The sequence below is a fragment of the Pseudorhodoplanes sp. genome (assembly GCF_035565855.1).
Classification (GTDB): Bacteria; Pseudomonadota; Alphaproteobacteria; order Rhizobiales; family Xanthobacteraceae; genus Pseudorhodoplanes.
The window spans coordinates 20,432-38,599 of record NZ_DATMRX010000365.1; the positions used below are offsets into that span (position 1 = coordinate 20,432).

Annotated in this window: 28 protein-coding genes; all 28 read left to right on the forward strand. The window is 62.8% G+C overall.

Translation table 11 applies throughout. The features are described 5' to 3' along the window. The first annotated feature begins 3 nt into the window (after positions 1 to 3). The 28 genes from VN004_RS20970 (at position 4) to VN004_RS21105 (ending at position 18,107) form a co-directional block, all read left to right on the forward strand. The gene (locus tag VN004_RS20970; RefSeq protein ID WP_325614117.1) at positions 4 to 921 is read left to right on the forward strand and encodes an IS1595 family transposase; all 918 of its coding nucleotides are present in this window, start codon (positions 4 to 6) and stop codon (positions 919 to 921) included. Between the two features lie 413 nt (positions 922 to 1,334). Beyond that, entirely contained in the window at positions 1,335 to 1,604 is a 270-nt protein-coding gene (locus tag VN004_RS20975; RefSeq protein WP_325614118.1) for a hypothetical protein, read from the forward strand. A gap of 43 nt (positions 1,605 to 1,647) precedes the next feature. Beyond that, on the forward strand, positions 1,648 to 2,058 hold the full coding sequence (locus VN004_RS20980; RefSeq protein ID WP_325614119.1) for a hypothetical protein: 411 nt from the start codon (positions 1,648 to 1,650) through the stop codon (positions 2,056 to 2,058). 58 nt (positions 2,059 to 2,116) lie between these two features. Then, positions 2,117 to 3,484 carry a phage terminase large subunit gene (gene terL, locus VN004_RS20985; RefSeq protein ID WP_325614120.1) on the forward strand — a complete coding sequence of 456 codons (1,368 nt, stop codon included), beginning with the start codon at positions 2,117 to 2,119 and terminating at the stop codon, positions 3,482 to 3,484. 4 nt (positions 3,485 to 3,488) lie between these two features. Next, the gene (locus tag VN004_RS20990; protein WP_325614121.1) at positions 3,489 to 5,018 is read left to right on the forward strand and encodes a DUF4055 domain-containing protein; all 1,530 of its coding nucleotides are present in this window, start codon (positions 3,489 to 3,491) and stop codon (positions 5,016 to 5,018) included. Continuing rightward, positions 5,011 to 5,232 carry a hypothetical protein gene (locus tag VN004_RS20995; protein WP_325614122.1) on the forward strand — a complete coding sequence of 74 codons (222 nt, stop codon included), beginning with the start codon at positions 5,011 to 5,013 and terminating at the stop codon, positions 5,230 to 5,232. Before VN004_RS20990 ends, VN004_RS20995 begins: the two co-directional genes overlap by 8 nt. Before the next feature lie 97 nt (positions 5,233 to 5,329). After that, a complete protein-coding gene (locus VN004_RS21000) occupies positions 5,330 to 5,962 on the forward strand; it encodes a hypothetical protein (RefSeq protein WP_325614123.1) in 633 nt (210 codons plus the stop codon). 100 nt (positions 5,963 to 6,062) lie between these two features. Then, a complete protein-coding gene (locus VN004_RS21005) occupies positions 6,063 to 6,653 on the forward strand; it encodes an HNH endonuclease signature motif containing protein (protein WP_325614124.1) in 591 nt (196 codons plus the stop codon). Further along, positions 6,616 to 7,437 carry a glycosyltransferase family 9 protein gene (locus VN004_RS21010; protein WP_325614125.1) on the forward strand — a complete coding sequence of 274 codons (822 nt, stop codon included), beginning with the start codon at positions 6,616 to 6,618 and terminating at the stop codon, positions 7,435 to 7,437. The genes VN004_RS21005 and VN004_RS21010 overlap by 38 nt, the downstream gene beginning before the upstream one ends. A gap of 1 nt (position 7,438) precedes the next feature. Beyond that, positions 7,439 to 7,675, forward strand: a complete 237-nt coding sequence (locus VN004_RS21015; protein WP_325614126.1) for a hypothetical protein — start codon at positions 7,439 to 7,441, stop codon at positions 7,673 to 7,675. Beyond that, the gene (locus VN004_RS21020) at positions 7,672 to 8,217 is read left to right on the forward strand and encodes a class I SAM-dependent methyltransferase (protein WP_325614127.1); all 546 of its coding nucleotides are present in this window, start codon (positions 7,672 to 7,674) and stop codon (positions 8,215 to 8,217) included. Before VN004_RS21015 ends, VN004_RS21020 begins: the two co-directional genes overlap by 4 nt. Further along, positions 8,217 to 8,480, forward strand: a complete 264-nt coding sequence (locus VN004_RS21025; protein WP_325614128.1) for a hypothetical protein — start codon at positions 8,217 to 8,219, stop codon at positions 8,478 to 8,480. The genes VN004_RS21020 and VN004_RS21025 overlap by 1 nt, the downstream gene beginning before the upstream one ends. After that, a complete protein-coding gene (locus VN004_RS21030; protein ID WP_325614129.1) occupies positions 8,481 to 9,020 on the forward strand; it encodes a class I SAM-dependent methyltransferase in 540 nt (179 codons plus the stop codon). A 178-nt stretch (positions 9,021 to 9,198) separates the two neighbouring features. Further along, positions 9,199 to 9,861 (forward strand): hypothetical protein, encoded by a 663-nt coding sequence (locus tag VN004_RS21035; RefSeq protein ID WP_325614130.1) that lies wholly within the window; start codon positions 9,199 to 9,201, stop codon positions 9,859 to 9,861. A 29-nt stretch (positions 9,862 to 9,890) separates the two neighbouring features. Then, positions 9,891 to 10,688, forward strand: coding sequence for a hypothetical protein (locus tag VN004_RS21040; RefSeq protein WP_325614131.1), 798 nt, complete (start codon positions 9,891 to 9,893; stop codon positions 10,686 to 10,688). Continuing rightward, entirely contained in the window at positions 10,670 to 11,275 is a 606-nt protein-coding gene (locus VN004_RS21045) for a hypothetical protein (RefSeq protein ID WP_325614132.1), read from the forward strand. The genes VN004_RS21040 and VN004_RS21045 overlap by 19 nt, the downstream gene beginning before the upstream one ends. Next, positions 11,238 to 11,660 carry a hypothetical protein gene (locus VN004_RS21050; protein WP_325614133.1) on the forward strand — a complete coding sequence of 141 codons (423 nt, stop codon included), beginning with the start codon at positions 11,238 to 11,240 and terminating at the stop codon, positions 11,658 to 11,660. The genes VN004_RS21045 and VN004_RS21050 overlap by 38 nt, the downstream gene beginning before the upstream one ends. 167 nt (positions 11,661 to 11,827) lie before the next feature. Further along, on the forward strand, positions 11,828 to 12,589 hold the full coding sequence (locus VN004_RS21055; RefSeq protein WP_325614134.1) for a hypothetical protein: 762 nt from the start codon (positions 11,828 to 11,830) through the stop codon (positions 12,587 to 12,589). Positions 12,590 to 12,627: 38 nt separating this feature from the next. Beyond that, positions 12,628 to 13,617 carry a major capsid protein gene (locus VN004_RS21060; protein WP_325614135.1) on the forward strand — a complete coding sequence of 330 codons (990 nt, stop codon included), beginning with the start codon at positions 12,628 to 12,630 and terminating at the stop codon, positions 13,615 to 13,617. 57 nt (positions 13,618 to 13,674) lie between these two features. Continuing rightward, the gene (locus VN004_RS21065; protein ID WP_325614136.1) at positions 13,675 to 13,926 is read left to right on the forward strand and encodes a hypothetical protein; all 252 of its coding nucleotides are present in this window, start codon (positions 13,675 to 13,677) and stop codon (positions 13,924 to 13,926) included. Then, a complete protein-coding gene (locus VN004_RS21070; protein ID WP_325614137.1) occupies positions 13,916 to 14,437 on the forward strand; it encodes a DnaT-like ssDNA-binding protein in 522 nt (173 codons plus the stop codon). The genes VN004_RS21065 and VN004_RS21070 overlap by 11 nt, the downstream gene beginning before the upstream one ends. A 308-nt stretch (positions 14,438 to 14,745) precedes the next feature. Next, on the forward strand, positions 14,746 to 14,943 hold the full coding sequence (locus VN004_RS21075; protein ID WP_325614138.1) for a hypothetical protein: 198 nt from the start codon (positions 14,746 to 14,748) through the stop codon (positions 14,941 to 14,943). After that, complete coding sequence (locus VN004_RS21080) at positions 14,940 to 15,164, forward strand: phosphoribosylformylglycinamidine synthase (RefSeq protein ID WP_325614139.1); 225 nt, start codon at positions 14,940 to 14,942, stop codon at positions 15,162 to 15,164. Before VN004_RS21075 ends, VN004_RS21080 begins: the two co-directional genes overlap by 4 nt. Beyond that, positions 15,164 to 16,174 carry a phage minor head protein gene (locus VN004_RS21085; RefSeq protein WP_325614140.1) on the forward strand — a complete coding sequence of 337 codons (1,011 nt, stop codon included), beginning with the start codon at positions 15,164 to 15,166 and terminating at the stop codon, positions 16,172 to 16,174. Before VN004_RS21080 ends, VN004_RS21085 begins: the two co-directional genes overlap by 1 nt. 178 nt (positions 16,175 to 16,352) lie before the next feature. Next, a complete protein-coding gene (locus tag VN004_RS21090; RefSeq protein WP_325614141.1) occupies positions 16,353 to 16,688 on the forward strand; it encodes a hypothetical protein in 336 nt (111 codons plus the stop codon). A gap of 163 nt (positions 16,689 to 16,851) precedes the next feature. Next, positions 16,852 to 17,280: a phage tail terminator-like protein gene (locus VN004_RS21095; RefSeq protein ID WP_325614142.1), complete on the forward strand. Its 429-nt coding sequence runs from the start codon at positions 16,852 to 16,854 to the stop codon at positions 17,278 to 17,280. Between the two features lie 9 nt (positions 17,281 to 17,289). After that, complete coding sequence (locus VN004_RS21100; protein ID WP_325614143.1) at positions 17,290 to 17,781, forward strand: hypothetical protein; 492 nt, start codon at positions 17,290 to 17,292, stop codon at positions 17,779 to 17,781. Beyond that, positions 17,781 to 18,107, forward strand: coding sequence for a hypothetical protein (locus tag VN004_RS21105; RefSeq protein WP_325614144.1), 327 nt, complete (start codon positions 17,781 to 17,783; stop codon positions 18,105 to 18,107). Before VN004_RS21100 ends, VN004_RS21105 begins: the two co-directional genes overlap by 1 nt. The last annotated feature ends 61 nt before the right edge of the window (positions 18,108 to 18,168 follow it).

Consider the following 18,168-nt stretch of genomic DNA (forward strand, 5'->3'; position numbering starts at 1 on the left):
ACGATGTCCAAGAGCACCATTTCTACCTTCCAGCTTTTTGAGATGTTCCCTGACCAAGAGACCGCGCGATCGTACCTTGAAAGCCGCCTTTGGCCGGAAGGGCCGAAGTGTCCGGTTTGCGGCCTTGGCGAGCGGATCACGGCACGCGCTGGCGGGTTCTATCGATGTAACCAGTGCAAGGAAGACTTCACGGTGCGCACCGGCACGATCTTCGAGCGGAGCCACGTTCCCCTGCACAAGTGGATTTACGCGATGTATCTGCTTGTGACGGCCCGCAAAGGCATATCCAGCCTGCAACTGTCCAAGCAAATCGGCATTACGCAAAAGTCCGCGTGGTTCGTCCTGCATCGGCTCCGAGAAGCCTGCGGTGACGACCTCACCAAGCTGCAAGGCATTGTGGAAATCGACGAAACCTATGTCGGCGGAATTGAGAAGAACAAGCACGAGTCCAAAAAGCTCAAGGCGGGTCGCGGCACGGTCGGGAAGACTGCCGTTGTCGCTATGCGCGAGCGCAAGGGCCGCATGAAGGCGATGGCGGTAGAGGACGCCGATATGGCGACCCTGCATACTAAAATCCACCAGCACGTCGTAGTCGGTTCCACCCTGCACACCGATGAGGCTGGCGTTTATCGTGGCCTTGGCGGGCTGTTCTTCAACCACGAAACGGTCAACCACAGCGAAGGCGAATACGTCCGCGACGGCGTGACCACCAACGGCGTTGAGAGCGTGTTCGCGGTCATGAAGCGTGGTCTGATCGGCGTCTATCACCACGCCAGCAAGAAACACCTTGGCCGCTACGTTGACGAGTTTGCCTTCCGCCTGAATGACGGCAACGTGAAGCGTCACACCATGGAGCGGCTGGACAGCTTTGTGGGAGGCACGAAGGGCAAGCGCTTGACCTACAAGGCTTTGATCCAATGAGGAAGCCCCGCAAGACCCCAAAGGCGCTGGACGCCATCGTGGATAAAGTTCTCGCCTATCGGCCGAAACCTGCGAGCAAGCCCGCCAAAAAGCGCCAACGTGCGCGCCGAAAGATCGAAAGGAATAAATCCGATGATTGAGCGGCATACCCGCTGGATTACCGTGTTTCGAAAAACGAACGGCACCGAAGAACGTCTCGGAAGGCACAGATGCGAAACGCCAATGGACGTGCGCACCGCACTTACTCTCTCTGCCGCCCACGTCTTTGATTTTCCTCAGGAGAATGGCCCCGTGCTTAAGGGCGACTTTGTTGAAACCATCGTCGCCCAAGGCGACGCAGACGGCTCCATGTTCGGAGTAGTTGGAATCCGGCCTTGCCGTGATGGCGAGTGGGACATCGGGGAGCATGAAGGATGCGGGAAGGACACAGAACGGGCAGTGCGGCGGTACGCCTGACCGATAGACAGTTTCGTGCGCTCCTGTCTGCCAAGCACAAGGGCAGCGCGGCGCTTGCATTCCATAAGCCGATGCGGACGCTGCTCTCGCTGGTGCGGGTCGGCTACATCGAACATCAAGCGCCATGGCGGCTCACGCCCAGCGGGGCCGCCGCCATTGACCGCGCCTGCGGCGTCAACCAGCCGGTTCGCTTGCGCGCTTTCGCAAATTCGAAGCTTATCCACTAGAACTTGCTCCCGAGGGAGTCATGTATATAGTTCCCTAACAAAAATGGCAGGCCGCAAGCCCTACACACCGACCCCTGAGCAGCGCAAACAGGTCGAGACGATGAGCGCCTATGGCATCCCTGGCGCCGAGATCGCCAAGGTGCTGGGCATCCACCGCGCAACGCTCGACCGGCATTACCGGGAGGAACTGGACCGCGCCTCGACCATGGCAAACGCCAAGGTGGCGGGCTTCCTCTACAAGAACGCCGAGGCCGGCAACGTCACGGCCCAGATATTCTGGCTCAAGACCCGCGCCCGCTGGAAAGAGCCGCCGGCCGAGCACAAGCATTCCGGCGCGGTCGGCCAATACGATCTGACAAAGGTTTCGGATGCGGACCTCAAGCGCCTTGAGGCAATCCTCGGGGCTGCCGCCCTTGGCGGCGATACAGGCGGAGATCCGGAGACGGGAGGCTGAACGCGAGCGCGAGCGCGTCCGGCAGAATGCCGATGCGATCCGGGCCCGGTGCCAGACCTTGGCGGGCTTCGTCCGCGAGGCATGGCATGTGCTGGAGCCGAACGCCCGCTACGTCCACAACTGGCACATCGATTTCATCTGCGACCATCTGCAGGCCGTAACGGAGGGACGGCTTAACCCGCGGCTCCTGATCAACGTGCCGCCCGGCTCGATGAAATCGCTGCTGGTCTCGGTGTTCTGGCAGGCGTGGGAATGGGGCCCGCGCGGTATGCGCTCGATGCGCTACCTGACCACCGCGTTCAACGAGATCCCGGTCAAGCGCGACACCCGCAAGACCCGCGATCTGATCCTGTCCGAGTGGTATCAATCGCTCTGGCCAGAGGTCAGCCTGACCCGCACCGCGGAGCTTTCGTTCGCCAATAGCGGGACGGGGACGCGGGAAGGTGTCCCATTCGGGTCGCTCACCTCACAGCGCGGCGACCGGTTGATCCTAGACGATCCGCATTCGGTCGAGCTCGCCGAGTCCGAGACGGAGAGGGCCAACACGACCCGGAAATTCCGGGAAGGCGCGCTGAACCGCCTGAACGACCAGGCCAGATCGGCAATCGTGGTCATCATGCAGCGCCTGCATGAGGACGACATCGCGGGGACCATCCTGAAACTCGGGATGGATTTCACGCACGTCATGCTGCCGATGGAATTCGAACCGGAGCGGGCCTGCGTCACGCCGATCGGCAAAGACCCGCGGCAATGGGATGGTGATCTGCTCGACCCGGGGCGCTTCCCGCGTGAGGTCGTGCAAGGGCTCAAGGACGGCATGGGGCAGTACGCCTATGCCGGCCAGTACCAGCAGAGGCCCGCGCCGCGCGAGGGCGGCATCTTCAAGCGGCATTGGTTCGAGATCGTGCCGGCCGCGCCGGCGAATGCCCGCCGGTGCCGCGGATGGGACTTGGCCGCGAGCAAATCGTCGACGTCGGCCTATACCGCTGGTGTCCGCCTCTCGGTCCTGAACGGGGTCTATTACATCGAGGACGTGGCGCGAGGGCGCGAGGAAGCGGCCGGCGTCGAGCGGATGATCCTCAACACGGCCAGGCTGGACGGCATGGGGTGCAAGATCAGCATCCCGCAAGACCCGGGACAGGCCGGTAAGGCCCAGGTCGCGGCGTTCGCAAGGCTGCTGGCCGGGTTCAATTGCCGGTTCTCACCGGAGTCGGGCGACAAGGAATCCCGCGCCCTCCCGGTCTCAGCTCAGGCCGCAGTCGGCAATGTGAAGATCGTCAAGGGCCCGTGGAACGACGCCTTCCTCGACGAGATCACATCGTTCCCGGCCGGCACATACAAAGACCAGACCGACGCGCTGAGCCGGGCCTTCGCTGAATTGCTGCCGGCCGAGCCGCGCATCGTCATCCAATCCGCTTGGGGCTGAGTAAATGTCCGACGAGTTCAAGCCAGACGCGGTGTCGGATGATTACTCCGAGCAGATCGCGTTCTGGACCATGGTCGGCGCGATCCTGAGCGGGGAGGCCGCGGTCAAGGCCGGGAAGCAACGCTATCTGCCGAAATTCGTGTCGGAAACCGATGCGCAATACGCGGCGCGGCTGGAGCATTCCCCGTTCACAAACATCTTCGGGGACATCTCGAAAAACCTGGCGTCGAAGCCGTTCTCAAAGCCCCTCGAAATGGGCAAGGGCGCGACCGATCAGCACAAGAAGCTGGCGGAGAATATCGACGGGCAGGGCAACAACCTGCATGTGTTCGGCTCAGTCGTGTTCAAGTCCGCCTTGGAGAAAGGCATCGACTGGATCCTCGTCGACTACACGCGGGCCAGGCCACGAGCGGACGGCAAGCCCCTGACCCTAGCCGATGAGCGTGAGCAGGGCCTGCGGCCTTACTGGGTCCGCATCCCGTGCGAAAGCATGGTCGCGGTCTATTCCGTGTTCATCGGCGGGGTCGAGACGATCTATCACGCCAGGATCAGGGAATGTGGTGTCGAGGTAGACGACAACCTGAAAGAGACGAAGGTCGATCGCATCCGGTTCCTGAAGCGGGAATTGATCCGGGACGAAATGCTCAACGTGGTCGGGCTCGGCCCGGCCGTGTGGGAGCTCTGGGAGCAGCGCACCGGGACGGACGGAAAGACAGCGTGGACGATGGTCGATAGCGGCCCGATCACGATTGGCGTGATCCCGCTCGTCCCCGTGGTGTTTGGCAAGCGCCGGGGTGGGTCGTGGGTCGTAGAGCCGCCGCTCCGGGACCTGGCCCACATGCAGATGACCGAATACCGGCAAGAGTCGAATCTGGAGTGGGTCAAGATCATGACCTGCTTCCCGATGCTCTGCATTTCGGGGATGTCGGAGAACGATGATGCCGGGAAGCCGCGCAAGATCGCGGTGGGCCCAAACGCGGCATTCATCATCCCGCCCAACCAGAACGGGACCGGCCCGGCCGGCGAGGCAAAGTTCGTCGAACCCTCGGCAGGATCGATCAAGGAAAATCGAGAACAGCTCGAACTCACGCGCAAGGAGATGCGCGACCTCGGGATGCAGCCGTTGACGCAATCGGCTCTGACCGTCGTCACCACCGCGAACGTGTCGAAAAAGGCATCGAGCGCGGTGCAGGCGTGGGCCTATCTCTTCCAGGATGCGCTTGAGCAGGCTTGGAAGCTGACCGGCATGTGGCTCGGTCAGACCATTGAGCCGGAGATCGTCGTCCACACCGATTTCGCCGTCGAGATGGAAAGCGGCAATGAACTCGACGCCATCATCAAGGCGGTCGCCGCCGGCCTCATCTCGAAGGAAACGGGGTTCGACGAACTGAAGCGCCGGATGACCATCGTGACCGAGCGCACCTTCGAAGAAGAGCAAGAACTGATCGCCGGCGAACAGCAGGGCATGGAAGGCGAGGAGGAGATCGACCCTCGCACCGGACAGCCGATCAAAAAGGAGCCAGCCGATGTTTAAGCTCTTGTGGGCCATCGCCGTTATGACCGCTCAAGGACCGATGCAGGGCACTATCCCGGAGAGCACCACGTTCAAGGACCGGGCCGCGTGTGAGGCGTTCGGGGCTGAAATGACGCCGCGCCTGCAGGACTGGGCGCGTGGCAGGCTCAACGCGGACTGGAATATCGAGGTGCGATCCGCGTTCCGCTGTGAGCCCGCGGGCGATCCGGCCTGACATGCACCGCATCTATCTTGGTTTCGACCCGCGGGAGGCGGACGCCTTCGCCGTGGCGAGGCATAGCATCCGCCGGCACAACCCGCCGCCGCGCGACATGGAAATCCGCGGCGTGGTGCTGGACAAGCTGAAAGAGTCCGGGCTCTACACGCGGCCGATCGAAACGCGGCGCGGCGTCGACCGGCCCGTGATGTGGGACGTGATCAGCGGCGCGCCGATGGCGACGCAGCACGCCGTGTCCCGATTCATGGTCCCGATCATCCAGCGGCACGGCCTGGCGCTGTTCATGGACTGCGACGTACTGGTCAGGGCCTCGCTGCAACCGCTGTTCGAGATCGCCCGGGCCGATCCGTCAAAAGCGGTATGGGTCGTGAAGCATCGGCACGAGCCGGGCGAAGGCGTGAAGATGGATGGGCAGGAGCAGACCGCCTACGCCCGCAAGAACTGGTCATCGGTCTGCCTCTGGAACTGCGATCATCCCGCGACGCGCGCCCTGACCCTCGAAATGGTCAACACGCTGCCCGGCCGTGATCTGCACCGGTTCTGCTGGATGCCGGACGAGGCGATCGGCGAACTCGGGCGCGAGTGGAATCACCTTGTTGGCGTCAACAAGGTGAACCCGGACGCGAAGATCGCGCACTTCACGCTCGGGCTGCCGTCAATGACCGGCTACCACGGCTGCGAGTTCGCGGACGAATGGCGCGAAGAGTTGAGCAGGTGGGCGGCATGATGCTTGCCGCCAGTCATAGGAGCCCGTAGAATCAGCGAGCCGACGCAGTGTTGGAAGCACTGAGCCGGCTCTAACCAGCCCCACCTTGTAGGAGGTCGAGATGGCTAAGAAGGTCGTATCAGACCTTGACCGGCTTTTTAAGTCAGTCGAGATCACCATAGACAGTTGTTGGATTTGGACCGGCCCCTTCGATAAGGACGGCTATGCCCGCCAGATGAAGGTCGGGAGCCGAACAGACAACAGCCGCCGGATGGTCCGCCCGCATCGCTTGGTCTACGAGGCAACCGTAGGGCCGATCCCGGAAGGCTTCACAATCGACCACCTGTGCCGCCGCCGCTGTTGCCTTAACCCGGCGCATCTTGAGCCGGTGACGACCCGTGAGAACACACAGCGCGGCTCGCGCAAGAACAAAGCACACTGCAAGAACGGGCACCCTCTCAGCGGCGACAATCTGTACCTCTACGCCAGCGGCTACCGGGCTTGCAAAACCTGCCGGAACGAATTCGCGAAGCGCCACCGCCGCAAGACAAACGGTGCCGCACAGCGGAAATATTCCGAAATAAACCGAGAAAAGCGGCGTTTGGAGCAAGCGGCGCGGCGGGCTGCATGGAGCCCGGAACGCCTGCAGAAAGAGCGTGAACGGTATCGCGCTTATGACGCCAAACGCCGCGCGCGAGGGTCGGGAGGCTAAAATCGGTATTGGTGACAATGTAATCGCGACCGGGCTCGCCCGCGGTGCGGCGGCGCGCGGCAAGCGCATCGCGTTCGGTGACGGCAAGCGGATCATCTGGGACCACAACAGCGAGCCGATCTTCCGGGGCAACCCGAACATCGCGCCGCCCGGATCGGAACGCGACAGCGATATCGAGTGGAATCCGTTCCGCAAGGGAAACCGCCTCTACAACGAACACGACGTCCCCGGAAACCGCTGGCGCTGGAACATGAACTGGCGCTGCACGCCGGGGGAATTGTTCTTCTCAGGTGAGGAACTGGTCTTTGCCCGGAAGGTCGGTGCCGGCTTCGTGGTGATCGAGCCGCACATTGAGGCCTGGAAATCCTGCGCCCCGAACAAGCAATGGCCGCGTGATCGATTTGCAGAGGTTGCGCGACGCCTCAAGAAAGACGGCGCGCGCGTGGTTCAATTTTCGTATCCGAATGCGATGCCGCTTCCTGATGTGGAGAGCATCGCGACTCCATCGTTCCGTCACGCGGCGGCGGTCCTTGCGAACGCGGCGCTCTATGTTGGTCCTGAAGGCGGCCTGCACCATGCGGCGGCGGCTGTCGGAGTGAAAGGCGTGGTGATCTTCGGCTCGTGGATACCGCCAGAGGTCACGGGCTACGACATGCATGTGAATATCGGATCGGACACGCGCTATTGCGGGTCGCTTTCGGCTTGTCCGCACTGCCGGCGCGCGCTGGACGCGATCACGGTTGAGCAGGTTTACGAGGCCGCGGCCTCGATCTTGGGAGGATGAGATGGAAAAGCTGATCGCGGAACTGAAGGAAGCGCAAGAGGACTACGAGAAGGCCATCCAAGCGGAAAGCATCGCGCGGTCGCGGCGCACCGACGCGCTGAACAAGCTGAACCAAGCGCAGCGCGAGGTCGATAAGGCGGTCGAGGCTCTGAAAAAGATGGCGCCGGGTGACAGTGATTGGAGGCGGGCCGAGCGCACCGGCATGGGAACGTCACCGGTGATTAACCGCGCCGCATGACCGAGCGCCTTCACCGCCGCGTCGCCGGGCACCACGACATCCGGCTTGACGGCCTGACCGATCTTCTGTTGCGCGCCCCGGGGGCCTCGGTTCTCGACATCGGCTGCAATCGCGGCCTGGTCGGCTTCGAGTTCTTCGCCAACGGGGCATCCAAGGTCCACGGCGTCGATATCTATGCCGAGGGGATCGAAACGGCGCGGCACCTGTTTTGCGATCTGCGGAATTGCGAGTCCCGGTTCGAGGTCCGCGACCTGACCAAGCCGGATGCTCTGGACTGGTGCGACGCGCAATACACCATCGTCGTGATGCTCGCGACGTATCACAAGCTGAAACGGGTGATGAGCGCGGGCGAGATGAGCGCGCTGATCGGGCGGATCGGGCGGCGGACCGGCAAGTATTTCGCGTGGCGGGCCACGTCATTCGACCATGCCGCAAATGAGGAAGAAATGCGGGCGCTGGACCGCGATCTGGGTTTGAAGCGCGTCCACACCTCGTATCTCTCGAAAGACCTTGGCGTGGCGGCGATCTGGGAGCGGAAGTGATGGCCTCCGTGCGGACTCTCAGCATTCGTTTCGAGGCGGACTTAATCTCAGATGCCGCTCGCGACATGGAGATGATCTGGCGTGCTCTGCCAAAGTGTCACGGCGAGAAGTATCGGGATTTCGAGCGCCGGTTCGAGGAATCGTGCCGGATCGCGTCCTTCGATCCGGGCATAGAGCGCCTTGACGATGCGTGGTTCATCGTGACCCCGCCGGCCGCTTTTCAGTCGATGATCGCGGAAGCGCGGGCGCTTGGGATCATCTGAATGAAACTCCTGCAGCGCGAGGAAGAGTTCGCCTGGTTCGTCGCGCTGTTGCAGCGCGAGGGCGTGCGCTCCTATCTCGAAATCGGGTCGAAGTTCGGCGCGTCGCTGGACCGCATCGCGCGGTCAATGCCGAAGGGGTCGAAGGTTGTTTCGGTTGACCTGCCCGGGGAAGCCGACTCCAAAACCTCGCTGGTCAACGTCGTGACGAACCTGTCCCGTGACGGCTACGACGTCCACATGGTCTGGGGCGACAGCACCTCGGAACGCACCGTCGCCATGGTGAAGCAACACGGGCCGTTCGATGCCGTGTTCATCGATGCGAACCACACGCTGCCCTACGTCACCAAGGACTGGGAGAATTACGGCCCGATGGGGCGCATCGTGGCGTTCCACGACATCGCCTACCGGCCGAAGCCGAACAAGCCTCCGAAGCCGATCGAAGTCGACAAGCTCTGGAACGTGATCAAGGGCGGATATCGGCACGAGGAATGCTGCCTCGACGGGCCGTTCAACGGGATCGGTGTGCTGTGGCGCGAATAAGCGAGGGTTTCTACTGGGTTCGTGACCGCCGGTCTGGCGAGCTCACGGTCGCCGAGATTGAACTGGGGCGCGAAACTCCCGCCGGGAACGTCATGCGGATCATCGGTGATGAACGATGGTTCTATGAAGATCGCCGATTATGTCCGTTCGACGTGATTTCGAAGATCGAAAAGCCCCGATGCTGACCGTCCTGACGTGGTGGTGGGGCCAGAAATACGGCCCCGAATACGTCTACCGGCTCAAGGCGGGGCTGGAACGCCACCTGAAACAGCCGCATCGTTTCCTCTGCGTCACGGATCGCGAACTCGAAGGCGTTGAGACGACCCCGATCAAAGACCCCGGCCTGACCAAGCATCCGGGCTGCATCGTCCGCCTTCGCATCTTCGATGAGGTCTGGCAGCGCGACATCGGCGCCACCGACCGCATCGTCTGCATGGATCTGGACTCAATCGTCACCGGGCCGCTCGATCCGCTATTCGACCGCGAGGAGCCTTTCATCATCCTGCAGGGCGTCAATTCACCGACGCACCCGTGTCCGTACAACGGATCGATATTCATGCTGAGGGCCGGCTACCGGCCGGACGTGTGGGACGATTTCACGCTCGAAAAGCTGGACCGGATTCCCCGGCTCGAGTTTCCAGATGACCAAGGCTGGATGCACGCCATGATCCCGGATGCGGCGGCGTATCGCTCCGCCGATGGCGTCTATGCGTTTCAGAAGCTGGGATGGCCGGGCGGCGATGTTCCGCCGCTTGATGCGCGCCTCGTGGCGTTTCCGGGACGGCGCGATCCGGCGCAGTTCACGCATCTGAAGTGGGTGCGTGAGCACTGGCGGGAATAATTTCAGGAATTTTTTGCGCAGGTTTTGTCGTGATCGACCCCGGCCAAGTCTGCCTGTTCATCCCGGCTGGATTGCGCGCCTTCAAGCTCGACCTGTTCAACCGGATCGGAACGCATATCAAGGCCGCCGGCGGCGGTGTGATCGAGCACGATGCGCAGGCGCTGGATCGGCTCCCGCGCGACGTGATCCCGATAGTCGGTTGCCAGCCGGAATCGACCGCGCTGATCGCGAAATGGCGGAGCGAAGGCCGCCCGTGGATTTATTGGGATCGCGGCTATGCCCGGCGCGTCTTTGCAACCTGGCTGCCGCGCGGACAGGACGGCGGCTATTACCGATGGCATGTCGGCAGTTTCCAAGCTCAATCGATCCGGCCCGTGCCGAATGATCGATGGAAGGCTCTGAACGTCCCGGTCGAAAAGTGGAAGGTGGGCGGTCGGCACATCGTCATCGCGGCGCCGACCCGGACCTATGCTCGCTTCCACTGCTGCGAAAGCTGGATTGCTGACACGATAGACGCGCTGGCGCGGGTGACGGATCGGCAATTGGTTATCCGCGACAAGGAGTCGAAACGGTCGCTGCAATCCGACCTGCACGGCGCGCACGCGCTCGTAACGCACGGCAGCATCGCCGCGGTCGAGGCCGTGATCCTCGGCTATCCGGTGTTCGTTCACCCCGATAGTGCGGCGTCTCTGGTCGGCCGGACGGACCTGAAGAAAATCGAGAGCCCGGTCTATCCCGATCGGCAACCCTGGCTGAACGCGCTGGCCTATTCGCAGTTCAACGAGACGGAATTGATCGACGGCACGCTATGGCGCTTGCTCAACTAGGACTCGTCATCGGCTGCGCAGAGGGCAATTTCGACGAGGCCCGCGCCGCGATCGCGCTGCAGAAACCGGACCTGATCTATTGCGTGAAGCTGGCCGGGGTGCATTGGCCTGAGCCTTTCGACTGGTGGGTCGGCCTGCATCCCGAATGGATGACAGGGTACATGCAGCAGCGCGCCGCGCTGGGCCATCCCCGAGGGTTCCGCACCGCGACGTGCCTTGAGAAAGAACTGGACCCGAGAAAGAAGGACGACACGTTCGAGCCCGACCGGCGCGTCTCGTATCGCTGGCCTGGCATGAACTCCTCGGCTTCGTCAGGGATCTTCGCCGCAAAGGTCGCGCTCGAGGATTGCGAGCGGGTCATCCTCGCCGGCGTCCCGATGACGAAGAGCAAGCATTTCACGCGCGGCCGGGAATGGTCGCTACTGGACTCGTTTCTCGTGGGGTTGAAGGAATCGATCCCGCACATGACAGGCCGTGTCCGTTCCATGAGCGGCCGCACGGCAGAGCTTCTGGGTCGTCCTGACCCGAAATGGCTGAGCGAGGTCCGCAATGTCGGTGACATGGGACGAGTCCAAACACCCGCGTGACAAGATTGGCCGCTGGACCGCGGCCGGTGGCGAGGCGTCAGGCGATCAGGCTCAGAGCCCGGACGAATACAGCGACGAGGATCAGGCCAAGCACCGCGCCGCGATGTCAAAGATCGCTGCGGCGCGCGACACGATCAACGACGCCGCCGAACAGATCAAGGCGAAGATGGCCGAACTGGCCCAGCTTCAGAAGACCCTCGAAAAGCAAGTCGCGGCGATCGAAGCGGCGCATGAGAAGGTTGCCGAAATCGCGGACGAATACGGGCTCGACTACGAGACGGCGGACGATGACTTCAACTCCGCCGCGTCGGACCTCGCGTCCGAAATCGAAAACACGCTCGATTCCCTCAAGGAATCGCACAAGCAATTGAAGAAACACGCATAGCCATGCCCGTCTTCAAGGCGCGGGCCAGGCTGTCGCGAAAGCCGCGGCATGAGCCGGGGCCGTCATTGACCGGCAGGACGCCGGCCGAACCTCGGGCGGGGACCGCCCATCATCAAACGTCGAATTCTGGCGAGACGCCAGGGACGCCACAACAGCGAGAGGCTGTAATGCTGCTCAAACTGAAAATCGATGCGCTCGAATCCGTGGATGAAGCGTTCCGCCCGCTCTACGAAAAGGATGGCGACGCCTTCAAGCTCAAGGTCGAAGGCGTCGAGGATACGTCCGCTCTGAAGGGCGCCCTCGACAAGGAGCGCAAGGCCCGCGCCGACCTCGAAAAGAAGGTCAAGCGGTGGGAATCGCTCGGCAAGTCCGACGAAGAAATTGCCGAATTGCTCAAGGCGACCGAGGAGGCCGAGCGCAAGAAGGCCGAAGCCGACGGCGACCACCAGAAAATCCTGAAGCAGCTCCAGGACAAGTGGGCCAAGGAAAAGGCGGACCTGGAGGCCGAACTGACCGCCGCCCGTTCTTCGGAGCGCGGCGCGATCATCGGAACCAGCGTCATGTCGGCGCTGACGAAGGCGGGCGCGACCGAAGAGGGCATCGACCTTCTCCCGGATCGTCTCGCCGGGCGCATCAAGTACGAAACCGAGGACGGCAAGCGCGTCCTCAAGATCATGCAGGCCGATGGCGAGACGCCGATGGCCGGCAGCGGGAAAGACGGCACCGCAACCTTTGACGATCTGGTCAAGGAAGCCGTCGCGAAATGGCCCTCGCTGTTCAAGGGGGCAAACCAATCGGGCGGCGGGAAGCAGCCTGACAACGCCGGGGGAGCCGGCGCGAAGAAGAAGTCCGATTTCAAATCCGAGAAGGACCGTGCGGCGTGGGTCGAGAAAAACGGCTTCGACGCATACAAGGCCCTGCCGGACTGAGATCGGGATCATCAACCCGGCTCACATAGGAGATTCCCGTGGCCGATTATCTCGCATCAAACTTCAAGGTCTATCAGGAGTACCTGAAGACCCGCGCCGCGGAGACGCTGCAGCAGAACGCGGACGTGTTCAACGCTGCCGTCAACAACGGCATCATCCTTCGCACGGTCGAAAAGCCGGGCGACTACGAATACGAGTCCTTCTTCAAGGACATCGCGAACCTGATCTCGCGGCGTGACAATACGTCCACCGCCTCGGCGGCGAAGCTGTCGATGGCGCAGGAAGAGTTCGTCCGCGTCAAGCTGAACCGCAAGATCGGTCCCGTGGACCAGTCGCGCGACTCGTTCCGCAAGGTGTTTGCCCGGTATTCGGAGATGGAGTTCTCCGGCATTCTGGGCGGGCAGATCGCGGTTGCGCAGCAGCTCGACATGCTCAACTCGGTCCTGCTCGCGGCCGGCGCGGCGCTTGCCAACGTCTCCGGCGGGGCGCTCAAGCACACCGTCGCGTCTGGCGGCACCATCACCACGCCGTCCCTCGTGGACGGCCTGTCCAAGATGGGCGACCGTTCCGACCGCGTGGTGTGCTGGGTCATGCACTCCAAGGTCTACTTCGACCTTGTGAAGGAGCAGATCGCGGCGAATATCGACGGCTTGTCGGTGTTCAACGTGCGCACCGGCACTCCCGTCACGCTCAACCGCCCGGTGATCGTCACCGACTCCCCCAGCCTCGTGAAGAAAATCGTCTCGCCGGACGTGAACGACTACTACACGCTTGGCCTGGTGTCGGGCGGTGCGCTGGCCGAGGTGACGGAAACCTCGGACATCGTGATCGATGACGTCACCGGCCTCGAAGTGCTGATGACCCGCCTGCAGGGCGAGTTCGCGTACAACATCGGCCTGAAGGGCTTCAAGTACGCGACCGGCAACGGCATCAACCCGAACGACACGGTGATCGGAACCGGCGCGACCTGGGACAAGGCGGCGACTGACGACAAGTCGCTCGCTGGCGTGGTGATCCAGAGCCGCTAACGAAAACGGCGCGGCGGGGCCATCCTCGCCGCGCCTTCGCATTTTCGCGGAGGCATCGTGTCCGAGACAATCATTTACGAGCCGCATCCGGTTTCGCCTGAGAGGGTGGAGGAATTGCGCGCGCAAGGCTTCACCATCATCGACGCGATCTACGATCCGAACCGATGGGCGAAGAATCCCGCGCCAGCCGCCGACGAATACCGGCAGATCGCGGCCAGCCTTTCGCCCGAACCGTTTGCGCGGGAGCCCGCGCCGATCAAGCGCGCCCCCGGCCGCCCCCGCAAGGAGCCAGTGACCGATGGCGCTTGAGGTTGAGGACGGCACCGGGAAATCCGGCGCGGAAAGCTATGTCAGTGTTGCGGATGCCGCGTCGTATTGCGACGCGCGCGGCCTGATGTTCTCGACCGGCGAGACTGTGGCCAAGGAAGCCGCGTTGCGTCGGGCCACGACGGCCATTGACGCGCTCTACGGCTCCCGCTTCCCGGGCGCGCGGCTGAACGGTAGGGCTCAGGCCCTGCAATGGCCCCGCACCGATGCTTATGATGCCGATGGCGAGGAAATCGCATCGAGCGAAATCCCCGACGAGGTGATCAAGGCGACCTGTGAATTCGCCGTGCGTGAATTGGCCGAGCCGGGATCGACCATGCCGGACCTTGAACGGGGCGGGGCGATCCGCGCGCTTCGGGCCGGTTCGGTCTCGATCGAATACGCCGGCAACGCCACGGCGCGCACCGTCTATTCCATCGTGGATGGGATTCTCGCCACGCTGCTCAAGGCGCGTGACATGGCATCGTTCCAGGCTGAGGCGTCGCGCGGGTAAAAGCAAAACCCCTCCGGGGTTAGCCGGAGGGGTTTCATAGCCGGGCCACGCCGCGCCGCGCCGGATCGGGTCTCACCAAACCGGGGCTCGCCAAGAGCCAAAGAAGAATACGGCAACGCGGTTGCATTTCAAAGGGATTTTGGATGGCTTCGCCCCTCGAAGGATCGCTTGCGAGGCAAGTCGGGTCCGCGTTCCAATCGCTGTTTATGGCGGCGACGTTGACCCGGGACGTTATCCCGGATTCGCCAAGCTACGATCCTTTCGACCCGCCAAGCCCAATCCCTGTCGAATACCCGTGCAGGGCCATCGTGGAAGCCTACGCGGACAAATTCCGGCTCGAGGGGCTGGTCGCGGCCAACGAGCGCAAGGTGCTGATCCTCGCCACGAGCCTTTCGGTTCGGCCGCAGCCGCAGGACAGGGTGACGATCCGCGGCATCACGTTCACGATCAATGATGTGAAGACGGACCCGGCCGAAGCGGTCTTCGAGTGTAAGGGGGCCATGTGAGCGCCGAGATCGTCAAATTCGAGCCGGTCGAAATTGGTGAGGCATATCGGTTTGAGCCAGACACCATTCTCGACGAAGCGAAAGGGAAGCCCTTCGCCAAGATGGCGGTGATCGGTCAACTCGAAGACGGTACGCTCTGGGTCACCGGAAACGCCAATGCGGGCGAGACGATGATCCTGATGGAGCGGATCAAACATAGCTTGATATTCCCGGACGACTGATGGCAGCCAACCGTTGGGACCAACTGATCGACCAATGGGACGCCACGCTCCGCAAGGCGTTTCTGGACTCGGTCTACCGGCTCCGGGATCAGGCGCAGCTCGATGCCATCTCGCGCGCGCTGGAGCGAGGGGACGTAAACGGCGCGCTCCGGGCCGTGGGGCTTGACCCGGCATCGTTCCGGGCATGGGACAAGACATTTGAGGCGGCGTTCGAGGCTGGAGGAACGGCGACGGTTTCTGCGCTCCCGGTGCTTCGCGACGCCGCAGGGTATCGGCTCGTGGTGCAATTCAACATCCGCAACCCACAGGCCGAGGCATGGCTGCGCAATCACTCCTCAACACTGGTCCGGGAAATTCTGGACGATCAGCGGGACATGATCCGAACTCATCTCGCGAACGGGATGGCCCGCGGCGTCAACCCGCGCACCTCCGCGCTGGATCTTGTGGGCCGGATTGGCGCAACAGGCCGGCGTGAGGGCGGAGTGATCGGGCTGACATCATCGCAGGCCGAATGGGTGCGCCGCTACGAGGCAGAACTGGCCAGTGATGCGCCTGGCGCGGCTCTGGCAAGGGAATTGAGGGACAGGCGGTTTGACGCCGCTGTGCGCCGCGCTGCGGACGCTGGCGAGCCAGTTCCGGCCTCTATCCGGGCCAAGATGGTGACGGCCTATAGGAACCGGGCCCTGCGCTTCCGTGCCGAGGCGCTGGCTCGAACCGAAGCGATGGCCGCGCTTCACACCGCACAAGACGAAGCGATCAATCAGGCCGTGTCGGCCGGCGCGATCGATCAGACCGCAGTCACGTTCGCGTGGCGCACCGCGCGCGACAAGCGGGTCAGGGACTCGCACAAGGCGATGGAAGGCCAGACCAGACCGATGGGCGTGCCGTTCCGGTCAGGCTCGGGGGCGATGCTGCGCTATCCGGGCGATCCATCCGCTCCGGCGTCCGAGCGGATCAACTGCCGCTGCTGGCGCGAGCCGGTCGTGGATTTCTTGGCGAACGTGGCGTGACATGGCGAACCTTTCATTCGGCGCGCAAGTCGATGCGTGGGTGAAGGAAACCGAACAGCGCATCACGGCGGTTTTCCGTGAAAGTTCGCGTCGCACCGTGTCTATCGCGCAGGGGTATTTGACCCCACACGTCGACACTGGATTTCTCCGGGCCTCTGTCCGCGCCTCGAATAGCTCGATGCCGCAGATCCAGAAGGAAGGCGACGCGATGCCGGCGGTCGGAGGCGACGTCACGATGGTGATCTCCGGTTCGGAGATCGGCCAAACCATCTATGTCGGTTATACGGCCTATTACGCCCCGTTCCTGGAATATGGGACCGCGCCGCACATCATCGAACCGAAGGAAAAGGCCGCGCTTCACTTCGATTGGAAAGGCGAGGGCGTATTTTTCACCCGCGTGAAGCACCCCGGCACCCGGCCCGTGGCCTTCGTCGGCCGTGCCGCGGCTCAATGGAACGTCACGGTCAATCAGGTTGTTCAGGAGTTGCGGAATCGCGCTGGCGTTCGCGCTTGACCCCGGCCTCGATCAGACCGATCGAATACATCCAGAGCGCCTTTCGCGCAGCCGTGATGATGACGTGTGCGTCCTTAGTCGCGCCCGGCGCTGTGCCCAGCACATCCAAGGCCCGCTTCAGGCGGTCATCAACCTCATTCTCGCTTAAAGGCTTGTCGTCCAAATGGCTGATCCGGTCGAGGTCGCTATCGAGGCGGCGCTGCTCGCGCATCTTGGCATTTTCGCCGCTGCGCAGTCGCCTGTCATCACAATAGCACAGCCGAATGTTGCGTTCACTCCGCCGTCGCCTGTGACCCCGACCACCCGCTGGCTCCGGGCCACGTTCCTGCCCGTCCGGCCAACCCGCATCATTTCCGGCCCAAACACGCATTCCGGGCTGTTTCAGGTGGACGCGTTCTATGGGGCAGGGGGCGGCGAACTGGCCCCCGCCCGCACCGCATCGGCCCTGATCGAACACTACCGGGACCAGCGCCTGAAACGCGACGGCTTCACGATCCAGATCAATCAACTGCCCTTTCGCGATCCACTGGTCACGGACAGCCCGTGGGTCTTCATCCCTGTCCGGATTCCCTACCAGTGCTTCGCATCATAGGAGGCGAGAATGTCAGACCTTTATCCCGTTGCGGGGTGCCGCTTCTATATCGGCAATGCCCCGATGGCCACCCAGGCCACCGATTTCGTTGCGGCGGATTTCAATTCCGTGACGTGGATCGAAGTCGATGGCTGGTCGCAGGCCGGTGCGCTTGGCGATGCCGGCGCGCTCATCACCACCGCGCTGATCAATCGCGGCCGCGACTACAAGCAGAAGGGCACAGCCAACGCCGGCTCGATGCAGAACGTATTCGGAATCATTCCGGGTGATGCCGGGCAGGCCGCGCTTCTTGCAGCCGGAGACGCATCGAACAAGAACAACTATCCGTTCAAGGTGCTGCTGAACGATCCCACGGGATCTCCGGCCACCGCGTCAAAGCGCCTGTTCGTCGGCCTGGTCACGTCCGCTCAGGAAGCCATGGGCGAGGCGAACACCATCCAGAACCTCAACGCGACAGTCGAAATCAACTCGAACATCGTTCGCATCGCAGCGGGTGAGTAATGGCTGACGGCGAGGTCGAGATCGAACTCGGAGCGGAGGACGAGCGAAAGCCGTTCACGCTTCGATGCACGCCGCGCGCGTTCAAGGCGGTCAACCAGCTCGGCGGATTTTCCAACGTGTTCCGCCGCCTGGCAGAATTCGATGCGGACGCTTACGACGCGGTGATCGCCGCCGGGCTCAACAAGCGCCCCGGCGACGTGTCGGAACTGGTCTTCAAAACTGGCCTTCCTGACCTGACCGCTCCGCTGTCGGAATTCGTCTCGCAACTCATGAACGGCGGAAGGCCGATCAAGGCAGACGAGCCGGGCGGCGACGAAAAAAACTGATCACCCCCGCTGAATTTCTCGACGAGATTGAGAAGTTCTGCGGGGGCTGGCTTGGCTGGAC

Coding starts and splice junctions, on each gene's coding strand:
- VN004_RS20970 (WP_325614117.1), top strand. CDS start 4: ATGTCCAAGAGCACCATTTCTACCTTCCAGCTTTTTGAGATGTTCCCT.
- VN004_RS20975 (WP_325614118.1), top strand. CDS start 1,335: ATGCGGGAAGGACACAGAACGGGCAGTGCGGCGGTACGCCTGACCGAT.
- VN004_RS20980 (WP_325614119.1), top strand. CDS start 1,648: ATGGCAGGCCGCAAGCCCTACACACCGACCCCTGAGCAGCGCAAACAG.
- VN004_RS20990 (WP_325614121.1), top strand. CDS start 3,489: ATGTCCGACGAGTTCAAGCCAGACGCGGTGTCGGATGATTACTCCGAG.
- VN004_RS20995 (WP_325614122.1), top strand. CDS start 5,011: ATGTTTAAGCTCTTGTGGGCCATCGCCGTTATGACCGCTCAAGGACCG.
- VN004_RS21000 (WP_325614123.1), top strand. CDS start 5,330: ATGGAAATCCGCGGCGTGGTGCTGGACAAGCTGAAAGAGTCCGGGCTC.
- VN004_RS21005 (WP_325614124.1), top strand. CDS start 6,063: ATGGCTAAGAAGGTCGTATCAGACCTTGACCGGCTTTTTAAGTCAGTC.
- VN004_RS21010 (WP_325614125.1), top strand. CDS start 6,616: ATGACGCCAAACGCCGCGCGCGAGGGTCGGGAGGCTAAAATCGGTATT.
- VN004_RS21015 (WP_325614126.1), top strand. CDS start 7,439: ATGGAAAAGCTGATCGCGGAACTGAAGGAAGCGCAAGAGGACTACGAG.
- VN004_RS21020 (WP_325614127.1), top strand. CDS start 7,672: ATGACCGAGCGCCTTCACCGCCGCGTCGCCGGGCACCACGACATCCGG.
- VN004_RS21025 (WP_325614128.1), top strand. CDS start 8,217: ATGGCCTCCGTGCGGACTCTCAGCATTCGTTTCGAGGCGGACTTAATC.
- VN004_RS21030 (WP_325614129.1), top strand. CDS start 8,481: ATGAAACTCCTGCAGCGCGAGGAAGAGTTCGCCTGGTTCGTCGCGCTG.
- VN004_RS21035 (WP_325614130.1), top strand. CDS start 9,199: ATGCTGACCGTCCTGACGTGGTGGTGGGGCCAGAAATACGGCCCCGAA.
- VN004_RS21045 (WP_325614132.1), top strand. CDS start 10,670: ATGGCGCTTGCTCAACTAGGACTCGTCATCGGCTGCGCAGAGGGCAAT.
- VN004_RS21050 (WP_325614133.1), top strand. CDS start 11,238: ATGTCGGTGACATGGGACGAGTCCAAACACCCGCGTGACAAGATTGGC.
- VN004_RS21055 (WP_325614134.1), top strand. CDS start 11,828: ATGCTGCTCAAACTGAAAATCGATGCGCTCGAATCCGTGGATGAAGCG.
- VN004_RS21070 (WP_325614137.1), top strand. CDS start 13,916: ATGGCGCTTGAGGTTGAGGACGGCACCGGGAAATCCGGCGCGGAAAGC.
- VN004_RS21085 (WP_325614140.1), top strand. CDS start 15,164: ATGGCAGCCAACCGTTGGGACCAACTGATCGACCAATGGGACGCCACG.
- VN004_RS21090 (WP_325614141.1), top strand. CDS start 16,353: ATGCCGCAGATCCAGAAGGAAGGCGACGCGATGCCGGCGGTCGGAGGC.
- VN004_RS21095 (WP_325614142.1), top strand. CDS start 16,852: ATGGCTGATCCGGTCGAGGTCGCTATCGAGGCGGCGCTGCTCGCGCAT.
- VN004_RS21100 (WP_325614143.1), top strand. CDS start 17,290: ATGTCAGACCTTTATCCCGTTGCGGGGTGCCGCTTCTATATCGGCAAT.
- VN004_RS21105 (WP_325614144.1), top strand. CDS start 17,781: ATGGCTGACGGCGAGGTCGAGATCGAACTCGGAGCGGAGGACGAGCGA.